The organism is Cellulomonas xylanilytica (genome assembly GCF_007989805.1).
Lineage (GTDB): Bacteria > Actinomycetota > Actinomycetes > Actinomycetales > Cellulomonadaceae > Cellulomonas > Cellulomonas xylanilytica.
Genome location: NZ_BJUB01000008.1, coordinates 198414 through 213430 on the forward strand (window position 1 = coordinate 198414; position 15017 = coordinate 213430).

Sequence of the window (15017 nt, forward strand, 5' to 3'; positions counted from 1 at the left end):
TCACGCCGTTCTTGAGGGAGTTCTACGAGTGCGGGACGCCCGCGATCATGCCGCCGTCGACCACCAGCTCGGTGCCCGTCGTGTAGGCGGAGTCGTCGCTCGCGAGGAACACCACGGTGCCCGCGACGTCGGCAGGGAGTGCCGGTCGCCCCAGGGGGATCGGCACGGCGGTCGGGTCGAGCCGTGAGGTCATCGACGTCTGGACGAAGCCCGGGTGCACGGAGTTGACCCGGATCCCGTCGGGGCCCAGCTCGACCGCCAGCGACTTGGTCAGTCCCCGGACGCCGAACTTCGACGCCACGTAGCCGTGCAGGTGCGAGCCGCCGAGCATGCCCTCGACCGACGAGATGTTGACGATCGAGCCGCGGCCGGCGGCCTTCATCGTCGGGACCACCGCCTGGACGCCGAGGAACACACCCGTGAGGTTGACCGCGATGACCGCGTCCCACTTCGCCACCGGGTAGTGGTCGATCGGCCCGGCGTTCGCGATCCCGGCGTTGTTGACCAGCACGTCGACTGTGCCGAACGCGCCGAGCGTGGCATCGACCGCCGCGGCCCAGCTCTCCTGCGACGTCACGTCCAGGTGGGTCGCCAGCGCGCGGTCGCCCAGCTCGGCGGCCAGCCGGCCCGCGTCGTCGTCCAGCAGGTCGGCGATCACCACGCTCGCGCCGGCGGCGTGCAGGGCGCGCGCGAACGCCTCGCCGAGCCCTCGTGCCCCGCCGCTGACGAGGGCGACGCGACCGTCGAGCCGGGTGTCGCTCATGAGACCCGCACCACCAGACGGCCCGTCGTGGCGCCGTCCGCGAGCCGCTGCACGGCTGCCGGGGCGTCCTCGAACGCGACGACCTCGCCGACCACCGGCCGGACCCGCCCGGCGTCGACCAGCCTCGTCAGCTCGACGTGCGCCGCGTCGACCAGCTCGGGTCGGCGCTGCGCGTAGAGCGCCCAGTGCAGGCCGAGCACGCCGTAGTTCTTGACCAGCGCGTGCCCCGCGTTCACCGCCTGGATGGTCCCGCCCGCGAAGCCGACCACCACGATGCGCCCCTCGAAGGCGATGCACTTGGTCGACTGCTCGAACGCGGTCCCGCCGACGGGGTCGAACACCACGTCGGCGCCCGCACCGCCCGTCTCGGCCTTCACCGTCGCGACGACGTCCTGCGTCGACCGGTCGACGACGACGTCCGCCCCGGCCTTCCGGGCGACCTCCACCTTCGCCGCACTGCCGACCACACCGATCACCCGCGCACCCGCGGCGGCTCCGAGCTGGACGGCCGCGGTCCCGACGCCGCCCGCCGCCGCGTGGACGAGCAGCGTCTCGCCCGGCTGCAGAGCGGCCCGCCGGTGCAGCCCGAACCAGGCCGTCTGGTAGCCGATGGTGAGGGCGGCGGCCTCGGCGTCGTCGAGGGCCGCGGGAGCGGGGAAGACCTCCCGTTCGTCGAGCACGGCCAGCTCCGACAGCACGCCGATCCGGGACCCGACGACGCGGTCGCCGACCGCCGCACGCGTGACGCCCTCCCCGGTGCCGATCACCTCACCGCACAGCTCGATGCCGGGGGAGAAGGGGAGCGGGGGCCGCACCTGGTACTCGCCCCGGGCCAGCAGGACGTCGGGGAAGTTCAGCGCGACCGCACGCACCCGGACCAGCACCTGCCCGGGACCCGGTGCCGGGTCCGCCACCTGCGAGAGCTCGAGGACCTCGGCCGGCTCTCCGTGCCGCACCACCTGCCACGCGCGCACCGGGTCAGGCCTTGATCGCGACGAGGAAGAGGTCGGTCAGCTGCTGCGCGAGGAGCACCTTGTCCTCGGGACCCTCGGGGGAGTACCAGTTCGAGAGGTAGTGCACGTCGGAGAAGAAGTGGGCCACCAGCACGGCGCGCGGGACGTCCGTCCGGTAGAGGCCCTCCTCCTGACCGCGCTCGATGAGGCTCGCGAACACGTCGTGGTACTGCCGGCGGCGGCGGGTGACCTCCTTCTGGCGCGGCTCCGAGAGCATGTGCACGCTGCGGAAGAAGACGGTGCCCTCGGGGAGGAAGTCGATCGACGTCTCGATGACGTCGACGCACACGTCGCGCAGCGTCTGCGCGGTCGACGCCCCGCGGCCGACGATCTCCTCGAGGTGCTCGGTCTGCAGCGACAGCATGCGCTCGTAGACCGAGAAGAGGAGGTCGTCCTTCGACTCGAAGTAGTGGTACATCGCGCCCTTGGTGACGCCGGCCGCCTCGACGATCTGCTGCACCGAGGTGTTGGCGTACCCCTGGGTGGAGAACAGGTCGACGGCCGCCCGCGTGATGTCGTCGACGACGCTGGAGGTTGCCATGGGTGCCTCTCGTTCTTCTTCTAGCCGACCGCGACGGCACTGGCGCCGCCGTCGATGGTGAGCGTATGACCGGTGATCCACCCGGCGTCGTCGGACAGCAGGAACGCGACCGGTCCGGCGACGTCCTCGGGCTCGCCGATGCGGCCCAGCGGGTAGGCCGCGGCGAGCGCGGCCTCCCGGTCGCCTTCGTAGAGCGCCTGCGCGAGGCGTGTCCGGACCACGGCGGGAGCCACCGCGTTGACGCGGATGCCGGGTGCCAGCTCGACCGCGAGCTGCTGCGTGAGGTTGAGCAGCGCCGCCTTGGAGACGCCGTAGAACGCGACACCCGGGCTGGCCGACAGGCCCGCCACCGACGCGGTGTTGACGATCGAGCGGCTCAGGCCCGCCTGCACGGCCGACCGCGTCCAGTCGAGGGCGGCGACCACGTTGACCTCGAGGATCTTGCGGACGACGGAGCTCTCGATCTCGAGCGCGGGCCCGTAGGCAGGGTTGATGCCGGCGTTGTTGACCAGGTGGTCGAGGCGGCCGAACCGGTCGGTGATCGTCGCGAGGACCTCGGCGCGGTGCTCCGCGTCGTCGGCCTTGCCCGCGACGGCGACCGCGTGGCCCGCGTCGATCGCGTCGAGCCGCTCGACGGCGGCGGTCAGCGACTCGGGCCTGCGACCGGTGATGACGACGGTGGCCCCCTCGGTGACCAGCCGTTCTGCGACGGCCAGACCGATCCCGCGGCTCGCCCCGGTGATCAGGGCGACCCTGCCCTCGAACCTGCGCATCGTGCACCCTTCTCGATACCGACTGTTCGGTATGTCGCCAGACAGTAGCGCACTCTGTCCGGGTATTTTCTGACTCGGCGTCAGATACCGTTAGGCTCGGCGGCATGGATCTCGTCTACAACCTCCTCGTCGTCCTCCATCTGCTCGGCTGGGCCATCGTGCTCGGCGGCACCCTGGTCAACCTGCGCACCCCCAAGATCGCCACGGGCGTGCTGCACGGCATCCTCACGGCGCTGGTCACCGGCATCCTCATCGTGGGCATCGCCTCGGCCGGTCTGGCCGGTCACGACCCGAACACCACGAAGATCGCGGTCAAGCTCGTCGTCGCCCTCGTCGTGGCCACGCTCGTGATCCTCGGCGTGCGCAAGCCGTCGCGCGTGACCACCGGGTACCTCGGCGCCATCGCCGGCCTCACCGCCCTGAACGTCGCGATCGCGGTGCTCTGGCGCTGACCGCGTTACTGTCCACCCCGTGAACTCCGTGGGTGACCTCCTCGTCGGGCTCGTGGTGCTGGTCGGGCTCTTCGGGGTGATCGTCCAGGTGCTGCCCGGCGGCTTGCTCGTCGCCGGGGCGATCGTCGTCTGGGGCGTCGTCACCGGCGGGGCCGCGGGGTGGACGGTCGTCGCCATCACCGTCGTCGTCACCGTGCTCGCCGGCATCGGCAAGTACCTGCTGGCGGGGCGGCACCTCAAGCGCGCCGGCGTTCCCTCGTCCACGCTCATCTGGGGCGGGATCGCCGGCGTGGTCGGGTTCTTCGCCATCCCCGTGGTCGGCCTGTTCGTCGGCTTCGTGCTCGGGATCTACCTCGCGGAGTGGCTGCGGTCGCGCGAGGCCCGGCCGGCGTGGCGGGCCACGGTCGCGGCGCTGCAGGCCACGGGCCTGACGATCCTCGTGGAGCTCGCCGCGGCCCTGGTGTCGACCGGCGCGTGGCTGACCGCGCTGGCGCTGACCTGACCGGCACGCTCCACAGGGCGCCGTCGCTGTCAGTCGCGGCGCCTATCCTGGAGGGGCCATGACGTCGCTCTTCGAGAACCTCGCCCTGCCCCTCCCGGGCGCCTCCGCAGACCCCTCGGGTGAGGCGGCCGCTGCCCGCCGGCGCGACGAGGCGGACCGGCTCCTGGTGGGGCTCAACCCGCAGCAGCGCGAGGCCGTCCTGCACCAGGGCAGCCCGCTGCTGATCGTCGCCGGTGCCGGCTCCGGCAAGACGCGGGTGCTCACCCACCGGATCGCGTACCTGCTGGCCACCGGCCGGGCGCGCGCGGGCGAGGTCATCGCCATCACGTTCACCAACAAGGCCGCGGCGGAGATGCGCGAGCGCGTCGAGAGCCTCGTCGGGCCCGCCGCCGGCCGCATGTGGGTGTCCACCTTCCACTCCGCGTGCGTGCGGATCCTGCGCCGGGAGGCGGCCACCCTCGGCCTGCGCTCCAGCTTCTCCATCTACGACTCCGCCGACTCGCAGCGCCTGCTCACGCTCGTCGCGCGGGAGCTCGACCTCGACCCCAAGCGGTACCCGGCCAAGGCGCTGCAGAACAAGATCTCGTCGCTCAAGGACGAGCTGGTGGACCCGGAGACGTTCGCGGCCACGTCCGGCGGCGGCGCTGCCAACGACTTCGACACCGCGCTGGCCCAGGTCTACACGCGCTACCAGGCCAGGCTGAAGCAGGCGCACGCGCTCGACTTCGACGACCTGATCATGACCACGGTCCACCTCCTGCGCGCGTTCCCCGCCGTCGCGGAGCACTACCGGCGGCGGTTCCGGCACGTGCTGGTCGACGAGTACCAGGACACCAACCACGCGCAGTACGCACTCGTGCGCGAGCTCGTCGGGTCCTCGCGCGGGATCGTCGACGACTCGACGGACATGGAGCTGCCGCGCGGCGAGCTCACGGTCGTCGGTGACGCCGACCAGTCGATCTACGCGTTCCGCGGCGCGTCCATCCGCAACATCCTCGAGTTCGAGGTCGACTACCCGGACGCCCGGACCATCCTGCTGGAGCAGAACTACCGGTCGACGCAGACCATCCTCTCGGCCGCGAACGCCGTGATCAGCCGCAACCCGGGCCGCGAGGGCAAGCGCCTGTGGACCGACTCCGGCGCGGGCGCGCAGATCGTCGCGTACGTCGCGGACACCGAGCACGAGGAGGCCCGGTTCGTCGCCGAGGAGATCGACCGGCTCGGCGACTCCGACGGTGTCCGGCCCGGCGACGTCGCCGTGTTCTACCGCGCCAACGCGCAGTCACGTGCGCTCGAGGAGGTGCTGATCCGCGTCGGGCTGCCGTACAAGGTGGTCGGCGGCACGCGCTTCTACGAGCGCAAGGAGATCAAGGACGCGGTCGCCTACCTGCGCGCCCTCGACAACCCCGACGACGACGTCAGCGTGCGCCGCATCCTCAACGTGCCCAAGCGCGGGCTGGGGGACCGGTCGGAGGCGATGGTCGCGTCGTACGCCGAGCGCGAGCGCATCTCGTTCGGCGCGGCGCTCGACCGGCTCGACGAGGTCCCCGGCCTGGGCACGCGAGCGATCACCGGGCTGTCGGCGTTCGCGGCGATGATGAACGAGCTGCGCACGCTCGCCTCCACCGCCGGACCCGCCGAGGTCCTCGGTGCCGTGCTCGACCGCTCCGGCTACCTTGCCGAGCTGCGTGGCAGCGACGACCCGCAGGACGCGTCCCGGGTGGAGAACCTGGCCGAGCTGCACGCGGTGGCCTCCGAGTTCGAGCAGAGCGACCCCGAGGGCGTCCTCGCCGACTTCCTCGAGCGCGTCTCGCTGGTCGCGGACGCCGACCAGATCCCCGACGACGACGGCGGGGACGACGAGTCCCGGCCCGACCCCGGCGTCGTCACCCTGATGACCCTGCACACCGCGAAGGGACTCGAGTTCCCCGTCGTCTTCCTCACGGGTATGGAGGACGGCACCTTCCCGCACCTGCGGTCCCTGTCGGACTCGCAGCAGCTCGAAGAGGAGCGCCGCCTGGCCTACGTCGGCCTGACGCGAGCGCGCGAGCGGCTGTACATCTCGCGCGCCGCCGTCCGGACGGCCTGGGGCGTGCCCAACGAGTTCCCGCCCAGCCGGTTCCTCGACGACCTGCCGGACGACCTCATCGACTGGCGCCGGCGGGAGTCCTCCACCTCGCAGCTGCGCGGTGGGTGGGGCTCCGGCTACGGCTCGGGCGGAGGTGGCTACCGGGCGTCCTCCGCACCACGGGCGGAGCGCGAGGCGCGTCCGGCGCTGCCGTCCACCGGCGCGACCTTCGGCTCCGCCAAGCCCCGGCCCGACTCCGCCATCCCGCAGCTGGCGGTGGGGGACCGCGTCACGCACGACTCGTACGGTCTGGGCACCGTCGTCGCGCTCGAGGGTGCCGGCCCGAACGCGGTGGCCAAGGTCGACTTCGGCACCGACGGCGTCAAGCGGCTCCTGCTGCGGTTCTCGCCGGTCACCAAGCTCTGAGCCGGACGGTCAGCTCACCGGGACGTCGGCCCACACCGCGGTGACCGCCTCGCGGACCGCAGCCGGCGCCACGCCGACCGCCGCCAGCGCGCGGTAGGCGGTCGTGTCGTCCAGGCGCACCGCCGCGAGCAGCAGGTGCCCGCTGTCGATGCGGCGGTGCTTGCACCGGATGGCCTCCCGCAGCGACACCTCCAGCAGCTTCTTGGCGTCGGGTTCGAACGGCAGGTGCCCCTTCTTCGGTGTCGCCCTGGCCGCGGCGTCGAGCGCCCCGGGGCCGAAGGACGACTCCACCTGCGCACGGACGGCGTCCAGGTCGACCCCGATCCCCGCCAGCGCGTCGGCGTCGATCGCGTGGGCGGGCAGGGCCCGGACCGCGCCGAGCACGGTGTCGTGGCTGACGCCCAGCCGTGCGAGCGCCTGCGCCGCGACCGTGTCGGGTGTCCGGAGCGCGCCCAGCAGCACGTGCTGCGGCCCGATCCGGTCGTCGCCGAGCGTGCGCGCCTCGTCCTGCGCCTGGACGACGGCCTCGCGGGCGTCCTTCGCGAACTTCTCGAACATCAGCCGAACCTCTTCCCGTACTTCTTGTGGACCGCCTGGCGGGAGACCCCGAGGGCGGCGGCGACCTGCTGCCAGGACCACCCGAGCCGGCGGGCGCGCTCGACGTGCAGCGCCTCCAGCCGGTCGGCCAGCGCCCGCAGCGAACGGACGGCCCGCAGGCCGTCGGCAGGCTCCGCAGCACTCGCGGCTGCGGTCATGAGCTCATCGGACATGCCCGTCAACCTACATTGACACCCGACGACCCGTCAACCCACATTGACGCTGTTGTGGGACGTCCGCACTCCGGCGCGTTGGAACCCGCCGGAGTGCGGACGCAAGGGAGCCGCTGACGTTGACGTCCGCACTCCGACGCGCTGGAACCCGCCGGAGTGCGGACGTTCGTGGGAGGGGGCTGGTGCGTCCGCGGAATCGTGCGCCAGGACGACAGGAGGTGCGGACGTCCGAGGTGCGTGGTGCGTCGGGGCGGTCAGGGGTGGGCGATCACCTGGGGGCGGACCAGGACGCGGTTGTCGATGACGACCGTGGCGCGTGACGCGGGGCGGCACGCGGCGAGGTAACGGCGCTGACCCTCGACGTACCGCGCGTTCGCGGGGTGGGTCGGGTCGGCCGAGCAGCCGTCGCGGACGGCCATGCGGGCGAACGTCTCGGCGAAGTCCACGTCGAGATACACCGAGAAGTCCCACCACGCGGCCAGCTCGTCGCGGTGCAGGAAGATCCCGTCGACGACGAGCACGGTGCTGTCGGACCCGTGCTCGCGCGGCAGCTCGAGGGCCGCGTCGGTCGCGACGTCGCGGACGGCCCGGCGGAACCGGCGGGACCCGCCGGGCGCGAAGGGCTCGAGGACCTGGGTGCGCAGGGCGTCGTAGTCGTAGGAGTCGGCCCAGAAGCCCTCGGGGGAGTGCCGACCGAGGCGGTACCGCTCGTCGCGCGGGCGGTGGAACCCGTCGACGCCGATCCGCACGACGGTGCGGCCCTGGCGGAGCAGCTCGGCGGCGAGCTCGTCGGCGAACGTGGTCTTGCCCGCGCCGTCCATGCCGTCGATGCCGACGAGGACGGGGCGGCCCAGCGCGCGAGGGTCCGCGATGCGGCCGGCGACCTCGCGCAGGACGGCGAGGCGTGCGACCGACGCCGTGGGCGCTGTGTCCGAGGGGGCGCTCATCGCTGACCGTCGACGACGGTGTGACGACGTGCACCGACCGACGCAGCCACGACCGTCACCGGATCCATGCGGGGAACGTAGCGGATCGGGACGATTCGGGGGAGGGGTTGCGAAGAATGTGTGATTCCGAGGGTTGCGCACGCCACATCTCTCGATGTGAAGAGATCTCCCCCTGCCCGCTACCATCGACCGGGGCGTTTCGGCCGCACAGAGGCCGTCGAATGCCGGTGATGAGAGGACCCAGACCAGGTGGACCTGTTCGAGTACCAGGCACGTGACATCTTCGAGAAGCACGGCGTGCCCGTCCTGGGCGGGGTCGTCGCGACGACTCCCGAGGAGGCCCGCGCCGGCGCGGAGCAGCTCCTCGGTGGCCAGGACGGCGTGGTCGTCGTCAAGGCGCAGGTCAAGGTCGGTGGCCGCGGCAAGGCGGGCGGCGTCAAGCTGGCCCGGTCCGCGGACGACGCGGCCGAGAAGGCGGCCGAGATCCTCGGCATGGACATCAAGGGCCACACGGTCCACCGCGTGATGATCGCCGCGGGCGCGAAGATCGCGACCGAGTTCTACTTCTCCCTGCTGCTGGACCGCGCCGAGCGCCGCTACCTGGCGATGTGCTCGGTCGAGGGCGGCATGGACATCGAGCAGCTCGCGGTCGAGCGCCCCGACGCGCTCGCCAAGGTCGCGGTGGACCCGCGTACGGGGATCGACCAGGCGAAGGCCGACGAGATCGTCGCGGCTGCCGGGTTCGACCCGCAGATCGCCCCGAAGGTCGCCGCCGTCCTGCAGACGCTGTGGACGGTGTACCGCAGCGAGGACGCCACCCTCGTCGAGGTGAACCCGCTGGTCCTCACGGAGGACGGCGAGATCGTCGCGCTCGACGGCAAGGTGACGCTCGACGCGAACGCGGACTTCCGGCACCCTGAGCACGCCGAGCTCGAGGACGCCGCCGCGGCGGACCCGCTCGAGGCCAAGGCCAAGGAGGCGGGCCTCAACTACGTCAAGCTCGACGGCGAGGTCGGCATCATCGGCAACGGCGCGGGGCTCGTGATGAGCACGCTGGACGTCGTCGCGTACGCCGGTGAGGCGCACGGCGGCGTGAAGCCGGCCAACTTCCTGGACATCGGCGGCGGCGCCAGCGCCGAGGTCATGGCCGCCGGCTTGCACATCATCCTGACGGACCCGCAGGTCAAGTCCGTCTTCGTCAACGTCTTCGGCGGCATCACGGCGTGCGACGCCGTGGCCAACGGCATCGTCGCGGCGCTCGAGATCCTCGGCGACGAGGAGAACAAGCCGCTGGTCGTGCGCCTGGACGGCAACAACGTGCTCGAGGGTCGTCGGATCCTCGCCGAGGCCGGCCACCCGCTCGTCACGATCGCGGACACGATGGACGGCGGCGCCGACAAGGCGGCCGAGCTCGCCCACACCGCGGCCTGAACCCCCTGACCTGACGCAGAGAGAAGCAGACACTCACATGGCGATCTTCCTGACCGAGGCATCCAAGGTCATCGTCCAGGGCATGACGGGTTCCGAGGGCCAGAAGCACACGACCCGCATGCTCGCGTCCGGCACGTCCGTCGTCGGCGGGGTGAACCCCCGCAAGGCCGGGACGTCCGTGTCGTTCGGTGACACCGACGTGCCCGTGTTCGGGTCCGTCGCCGAGGCGATGGACGCCACGGGCGCCGACGTGTCCGTCGTCTTCGTGCCGCCGGCCCACACCAAGGCCGCTGTCGTCGAGGCGATCGAGGCCGGCATCCCGCTCGTCGTCATCATCACCGAGGGCGTCCCGGTGGCCGACACCGCCGAGTTCTTCGCGCTCGCGCTGGAGAAGAACGTGCGGCTCATCGGCCCCAACTGCCCGGGTCTGATCAGCCCCGGGAAGTCCAACGTGGGCATCATCCCCGCGGACATCACGGGCCCCGGCCGCGTCGGCCTGGTCTCCAAGTCCGGCACGCTGACCTACCAGATGATGTACGAGCTGCGGGACTTCGGGTTCTCCACGGCCATCGGCATCGGCGGCGACCCGATCATCGGCACCACGCACATCGACGCCCTCGCGGCGTTCGAGGCGGACCCCGAGACCGAGGTCATCGTGATGATCGGTGAGATCGGTGGCGATGCCGAGGAGCGTGCCGCGGCGTACATCGCCGAGCACGTCACCAAGCCCGTCGTCGGCTACGTCGCCGGCTTCACCGCGCCCGAGGGCAAGACCATGGGCCACGCGGGCGCCATCGTCTCCGGCTCGTCGGGCACCGCGCAGGCCAAGAAGGAAGCGCTCGAGGCTGCGGGCGTCAAGGTCGGCAAGACGCCGTCCGAGACGGCCGAGCTCGCGCGCCAGCTGCTGAGCTAGTACCGGCTGACGCCGCCCGTCCCGTCGACCCCGGTGAGCCCCGCTCACCGGGGTCGACGTGTCTGACCAGACAGCCGACGCGCCGCACCGGATTCACCGCTCGCGGCGGCGCGGCAGCGACCATGGCACGGTGAGCGCCACCGGCCCCCGCACGGGGGGCACCCCCGTCGTCGACCGTCGCCGTCGCCGCACCCTGTCCGACGAGCCGACGCCCACGTTCTTCACGAGCGCGCTCGACGGCGCCCCGCGGTGGGTCGCGGGCATCCTGTCCGCTCTCCAGGCCGCGCTGCTGTCGTTCCTCGTCCTGACGCTGCCGGCCGTCGCGGCCTACGTCGCGACGTCGGCGGACCCGTCCAACAGCGGGGTCGGCTGGTTCCGCTCGGTCGGCGTGGGCTCGTCGCTCTGGCTGCTGGGGCACGGGGTCCCGGCGCACGTCGGTCCGGTCGTGGTGAGCCTGGTGCCGCTCGGGGTGACGCTGCTCGCGCTGTTCGTCTGCTACGCGTCCGCACGCCGGTCGGGTCTGGCGACGTGGTCGGCGTACGCGGCCGGCGTCGGCACGTACACCCTGGTCACGATCCTGCTCGCGCTGGTCACCGGGGCTGCCGGGGCCGACCTGGTGCGCGCGTTCGCGGGCGGTGCGGTGGTCTCCGCCCTCGGTCTCGGCGCCGGCCTGCTCGCGCGACCGGAGGCGCCTGCGCTCCGAGCGCTCACCCGGCCGCTCTGGTCGCGCTGTCCCGCACCGGTGCGCGCGGGCGCGACGGGCGCGGTGCTCGCCTCGGCGCTCCTCGTGCTCCTCGCCGCGCTCGTGACCGCACTCTGGATCGTGGCGGGCCGGGCCACCATCTCGGACGTCGTGGGCGGTCTCGGCCTCGATCTGGTCGGGGGCGTGGTGCTGGCCGTCGCCGAGCTGGCCTACCTGCCCAACCTGGTGGTCTGGGCGCTCGCGTGGCTGACGGGCGCCGGCTTCGCGGTCGGGGAGGGGACGCACTTCGCTCCCGACGACGTGGTCGGGGGTGCGCTGCCCGCGGTGCCGATGCTCGGCGCGCTGCCGTCGGCCGACGTCGTGGGACCCGCGACGAGCCTGGTGCCGCTCGTCCTCGTCGTCGTCGGCACCCTCGTCGGGCTCGACGTCCACCGGAGGCTGGTACCGCGGCACTGGTGGGACTCGGCGCTCGCCTGCGTGGCCGCCGCGCTGGGCACCGCGGTCGCCGTCACGCTGCTCGTCACGCTGGCGAGCGGCGGGATCGGCCCGGACCGGCTGGCCGACATCGGCGCTCAGGGCGGGGTCGTCGGGCTGCTCGCCGGCGCCGGGGTGCTGGTCGGGTCACTCCTGGTGGCGCTGCCCGGGGACGCGCTGCTGCGCGCCGAGCTGGGCCGCGGCCTGCGGGCGATGGTGCGGCGCGGCGCCTCCTGACGCGCCTCAGGACCCCGTGCTGCGGTCCTCCACGGAGGTGCGCAGGTCGTCCAGGTCCTTCTCGAACTGCGTCTCGCACGCGCTGCGCGCCCCGAGGGTCAGCGCACCCTCGAGGCACTCCTGCTTGTCCTGCTGGGCCGGCCACAGGGCCAGCTGGACGCTGAGGAGCAGGGTCCAGGCCAGCGAGATGACCAGCCCGACGGCGAGCAGCGGGCCGAGCCCACGGGCCCGGGCACGGACGGCGACAACGAGCGCGCGGACGCCGACGACGATCGCCGCCAGCGCGAACGGGAGCGCCGCGGCCTGCCAGGGCAGCCGGAGGGTGGCGACGAGCACCGACGCGAGCACGAGCACCGCGAAGAGACGCGTGAGGCTCGTGGCGCGCGCCGTCCCCTCGGGATCGGCCGGCGGGCGCTCGGGGGCGACCGAGGCCGGGCGCGGCGCGCCGGCGGGCGGCCAGGCCGGGGCCTCCTGAGCGGGCGCGTCGTCCGGGGTGCCGGGACGGTTCTCCGGGGGCGCGTACGGGTTGCTCACCTGAGCATTCTCGCCCATCGGCGGCCGACGTCGGACGCGCCGTCCGCCCCGTCCCGATCCGCCGATAAGGTCGGCGCGTGACGCACGAGACACCCCCGCGACCCGCCCCGGCCACCCGCGACTCGGGCCGGCTCGTGGTCCTGGTCTCCGGGACCGGCTCGAACCTGGCCGCCCTGCTCGCCGCCCACGACGACCCCGCCTACGGGGCCCGGGTCGTCGCGGTGGTCGCGGACCGCGGGAACATCCGGGCGCTCGAGATCGCGAAGGAGGCGGGCATCCCGACCGCCGTCGTGTCGGTCAAGGACTTCGACGACCGTGCCGCGTGGGACGCCGCGATCGCCGAGACCGTGGCGGTGTTCTCGCCGGACCTGGTCGTGCTCGCCGGGTTCATGAAGCTGTTCGGCGCCACGTTCCTCGGGCGGTTCGGCGGACGGATCGTCAACACCCACCCGGCGCTGCTGCCGTCGTTCCCGGGCGCGCACGGCGTGCGGGACGCGCTCGCGTACGGGGTCAAGGTCACGGGGTGCACGGTCATGGTGGTCGACGAGGGCATCGACACCGGCCCGATCCTCGCGCAGGCGGCGGTCCCGGTGGAGCCCGACGACGACGAGGCGACCCTGCACGAGCGGATCAAGGCGGTCGAGCGGACGCTGCTCGTCGAGTGGGTCGGCCGCATCGCGCGCGGCGGGCTGCGGGTCGAGGGGCGTCACGCGATCGTCGGCTGACCTCCGGGCAGCGGGCTAGACTCGACCCCGGTCGTGACTGGCGCAGGTGGGTGCAACCACCGGGGAGCGGCCGCAGTGCCCCGCCACGCACCGCCCGCCTGGGTGCATGGGTCCGCCGTTGCCGACCCATCCCCCCGGGAGCCCCGATGTCCGCCGAGCACACCCAGCGACCCGTCCGCCGTGCGCTGGTCAGCGTCTACGACAAGACCGGCCTGACCGAGCTGGCCGCCGCCCTGCACGCCGCCGGTGTCGAGATCGTCTCCACCGGCTCGACCGCCTCGACCATCGCCGCCTCCGGCGTCCCCGTGACCCGTGTCGAGGACCTGACCGGCTTCCCGGAGTGCCTCGACGGGCGCGTCAAGACGCTGCACCCGCGGGTGCACGCGGGCGTGCTCGCCGACACGCGGATCCCGGAGCACCTCGCGCAGCTGGACGAGCTGGGCATCGCCCCGTTCGAGCTGGTCGTCGTCAACCTCTACCCATTCACCGCGACGGTCGCGTCCGGCGCCGGGCCCGACGAGTGCGTCGAGCAGATCGACATCGGCGGTCCGTCGATGGTCCGCGCGGCGGCGAAGAACCACCCGAGCGTCGCGGTCGTCGTCGACCCCGCGCGCTACGCGGAGGTCACCGCGGCGGTCCAGGCGGGCGGCTTCACGCTCGCCGCCCGTCGCCTGCTCGCGGCGGACGCGTTCGCGCACACCGCCGCGTACGACGCCGCGGTCGCCAGCTGGTTCGCCGCCGACTACGCGCCCGACGAGGAGGCCGCGGGTTCCGGCTTCCCGGCGTTCACGGGGACCACGTGGGTGCGCGGCGAGGTGCTGCGCTACGGCGAGAACCCGCACCAGCAGGCGGCGCTGTACCTGACGCCCGACGGCGTGGCGGGACGCGGGCTGGCCGGTGCGCAGCAGCTGCACGGCAAGGCGATGAGCTACAACAACTACGTCGACGCCGACGCCGCCTGGCGTGCCGCGCACGACCACACCGACCCGGCCGTCGCGATCATCAAGCACGCCAACCCGTGCGGCATCGCGGTGGGCGCCGACGTGGCCGACGCGCACGCGAAGGCGCACGCGTGTGACCCGGTCTCCGCGTTCGGCGGGGTCATCGCGACCAACCGCACGCTGACGGCCGCCGCCGCGGAGCAGATCGCGCCGGTGTTCACCGAGGTCGTCGTCGCCCCCGCCTTCGAGCCCGAGGCGCTCGAGATCCTCGCGCGCAAGAAGAACATCCGGCTCCTCCAGGTGACGCCGGTCGAGGGTGGGCGCACCGAGCGGCGGGCCGTCAGCGGCGGCCTGCTCGTGCAGGAGCTCGACCAGGTGGACGCCCCCGGCGACGACCCGTCGTCGTGGACCCTGGCAGCGGGTTCGGCAGCGGACGACGCCACGCTCGCGGACCTGACGTTCGCGTGGCGGGCGGTGCGCGCCGTGAAGTCGAACGCCATCCTGCTCGCCGACGCGGGAGCCTCTGTCGGCGTCGGGATGGGTCAGGTCAACCGCGTCGACTCGTGCCGGCTCGCGGTCGAGCGTGCGAACGGCGGGGAGACCGAGCGTGCCCGGGGAGCGGTGGCGGCCTCGGACGCGTTCTTCCCGTTCGCCGACGGCGCGCAGGTGCTCATCGACGCCGGGGTGCGCGCCATCGTGCAGCCGGGTGCGTCGGTCCGGGACGAGGAGGTCGTCGCCGCGGCGCAGGCGGCCGGCGTGACGCTCTACCTGACCGGCACGCGGCACTTCGCGCACTGAGCGCCC

The 15017-nt window shown here is 73.0% G+C and carries 16 protein-coding genes and 1 riboswitch; of the genes, 8 read left to right on the forward strand and 8 right to left on the reverse strand.

Annotation, left to right across the window (positions count from 1 at the left end; translation table 11 throughout):
* Window positions 1-22: 22 nt before the first annotated feature.
* From CXY01_RS13885 to CXY01_RS13900, 4 genes are read right to left on the reverse strand one after another with little or no spacing between them, the layout of a single operon-like run.
* The gene (locus CXY01_RS13885) at window positions 23-763 is read right to left on the reverse strand and encodes a glucose 1-dehydrogenase (protein WP_146928005.1); all 741 of its coding nucleotides are present in this window, start codon (window positions 761-763) and stop codon (window positions 23-25) included.
* A complete protein-coding gene (locus tag CXY01_RS13890) occupies window positions 760-1737 on the reverse strand; it encodes an NADPH:quinone oxidoreductase family protein (protein WP_146928006.1) in 978 nt (325 codons plus the stop codon). Before CXY01_RS13890 ends, CXY01_RS13885 begins: the two co-directional genes overlap by 4 nt.
* A gap of 4 nt (window positions 1738-1741) precedes the next feature.
* Complete coding sequence (locus CXY01_RS13895) at window positions 1742-2317, reverse strand: TetR/AcrR family transcriptional regulator (protein WP_146928007.1); 576 nt, start codon at window positions 2315-2317, stop codon at window positions 1742-1744.
* Between the two features lie 20 nt (window positions 2318-2337).
* Window positions 2338-3090 carry an SDR family oxidoreductase gene (locus CXY01_RS13900; protein ID WP_146928008.1) on the reverse strand — a complete coding sequence of 251 codons (753 nt, stop codon included), beginning with the start codon at window positions 3088-3090 and terminating at the stop codon, window positions 2338-2340.
* 104 nt (window positions 3091-3194) lie between these two features.
* Here CXY01_RS13900 and CXY01_RS13905 point away from each other — a divergent pair, with 104 nt between their 5' ends.
* Genes CXY01_RS13905 through pcrA form a run of 3 tightly spaced genes read left to right on the forward strand, consistent with a single transcriptional unit; the run spans window position 3195 to window position 6538 of the window.
* Window positions 3195-3542 (forward strand): hypothetical protein, encoded by a 348-nt coding sequence (locus tag CXY01_RS13905; RefSeq protein WP_146928009.1) that lies wholly within the window; start codon window positions 3195-3197, stop codon window positions 3540-3542.
* A gap of 19 nt (window positions 3543-3561) precedes the next feature.
* Window positions 3562-4044 (forward strand): DUF456 domain-containing protein, encoded by a 483-nt coding sequence (locus tag CXY01_RS13910; protein ID WP_146928010.1) that lies wholly within the window; start codon window positions 3562-3564, stop codon window positions 4042-4044.
* Window positions 4045-4102: 58 nt separating this feature from the next.
* Window positions 4103-6538, forward strand: a complete 2436-nt coding sequence (gene pcrA, locus CXY01_RS13915; RefSeq protein WP_146928011.1) for a DNA helicase PcrA — start codon at window positions 4103-4105, stop codon at window positions 6536-6538.
* A gap of 9 nt (window positions 6539-6547) precedes the next feature.
* On the opposite strand, the gene CXY01_RS13920 is transcribed toward pcrA, so the two are convergent.
* The 3 genes from CXY01_RS13920 to CXY01_RS13930 all read right to left on the reverse strand — a co-directional run bounded on the left by CXY01_RS13920 (window position 6548) and on the right by CXY01_RS13930 (window position 8255).
* A complete protein-coding gene (locus CXY01_RS13920; protein WP_146928012.1) occupies window positions 6548-7096 on the reverse strand; it encodes a Clp protease N-terminal domain-containing protein in 549 nt (182 codons plus the stop codon).
* On the reverse strand, window positions 7096-7308 hold the full coding sequence (locus CXY01_RS13925) for an RNA polymerase subunit sigma-70 (RefSeq protein ID WP_146844185.1): 213 nt from the start codon (window positions 7306-7308) through the stop codon (window positions 7096-7098). Before CXY01_RS13925 ends, CXY01_RS13920 begins: the two co-directional genes overlap by 1 nt.
* A gap of 254 nt (window positions 7309-7562) precedes the next feature.
* Window positions 7563-8255 carry an AAA family ATPase gene (locus tag CXY01_RS13930; RefSeq protein WP_146928013.1) on the reverse strand — a complete coding sequence of 231 codons (693 nt, stop codon included), beginning with the start codon at window positions 8253-8255 and terminating at the stop codon, window positions 7563-7565.
* A 249-nt stretch (window positions 8256-8504) separates the two neighbouring features.
* Between CXY01_RS13930 and sucC the strand changes: the two genes are divergently transcribed.
* The 3 genes from sucC to CXY01_RS13945 all read left to right on the forward strand — a co-directional run bounded on the left by sucC (window position 8505) and on the right by CXY01_RS13945 (window position 12013).
* A complete protein-coding gene (gene sucC / locus CXY01_RS13935) occupies window positions 8505-9686 on the forward strand; it encodes an ADP-forming succinate--CoA ligase subunit beta (protein WP_146928014.1) in 1182 nt (393 codons plus the stop codon).
* Between the two features lie 37 nt (window positions 9687-9723).
* A complete protein-coding gene (gene sucD, locus CXY01_RS13940) occupies window positions 9724-10599 on the forward strand; it encodes a succinate--CoA ligase subunit alpha (protein WP_146928015.1) in 876 nt (291 codons plus the stop codon).
* Window positions 10600-10729: 130 nt separating this feature from the next.
* Window positions 10730-12013 carry a cell division protein PerM gene (locus tag CXY01_RS13945; RefSeq protein WP_146928016.1) on the forward strand — a complete coding sequence of 428 codons (1284 nt, stop codon included), beginning with the start codon at window positions 10730-10732 and terminating at the stop codon, window positions 12011-12013.
* A gap of 6 nt (window positions 12014-12019) precedes the next feature.
* Here the strand turns inward: CXY01_RS13945 and CXY01_RS13950 are convergent, their stop codons facing one another.
* Window positions 12020-12547, reverse strand: a complete 528-nt coding sequence (locus CXY01_RS13950; RefSeq protein ID WP_146928017.1) for a cytochrome d ubiquinol oxidase subunit II — start codon at window positions 12545-12547, stop codon at window positions 12020-12022.
* A 77-nt stretch (window positions 12548-12624) separates the two neighbouring features.
* Between CXY01_RS13950 and purN the strand changes: the two genes are divergently transcribed.
* Both purN and purH read left to right on the forward strand, forming a co-directional pair.
* Window positions 12625-13272: a phosphoribosylglycinamide formyltransferase gene (purN, locus tag CXY01_RS13955; RefSeq protein ID WP_146928018.1), complete on the forward strand. Its 648-nt coding sequence runs from the start codon at window positions 12625-12627 to the stop codon at window positions 13270-13272.
* A 23-nt stretch (window positions 13273-13295) separates the two neighbouring features.
* A riboswitch (ZMP/ZTP riboswitch) is annotated at window positions 13296-13383 on the forward strand.
* Between the two features lie 35 nt (window positions 13384-13418).
* Complete coding sequence (gene purH, locus CXY01_RS13960; protein WP_146928019.1) at window positions 13419-15011, forward strand: bifunctional phosphoribosylaminoimidazolecarboxamide formyltransferase/IMP cyclohydrolase; 1593 nt, start codon at window positions 13419-13421, stop codon at window positions 15009-15011.
* The last annotated feature ends 6 nt before the right edge of the window (window positions 15012-15017 follow it).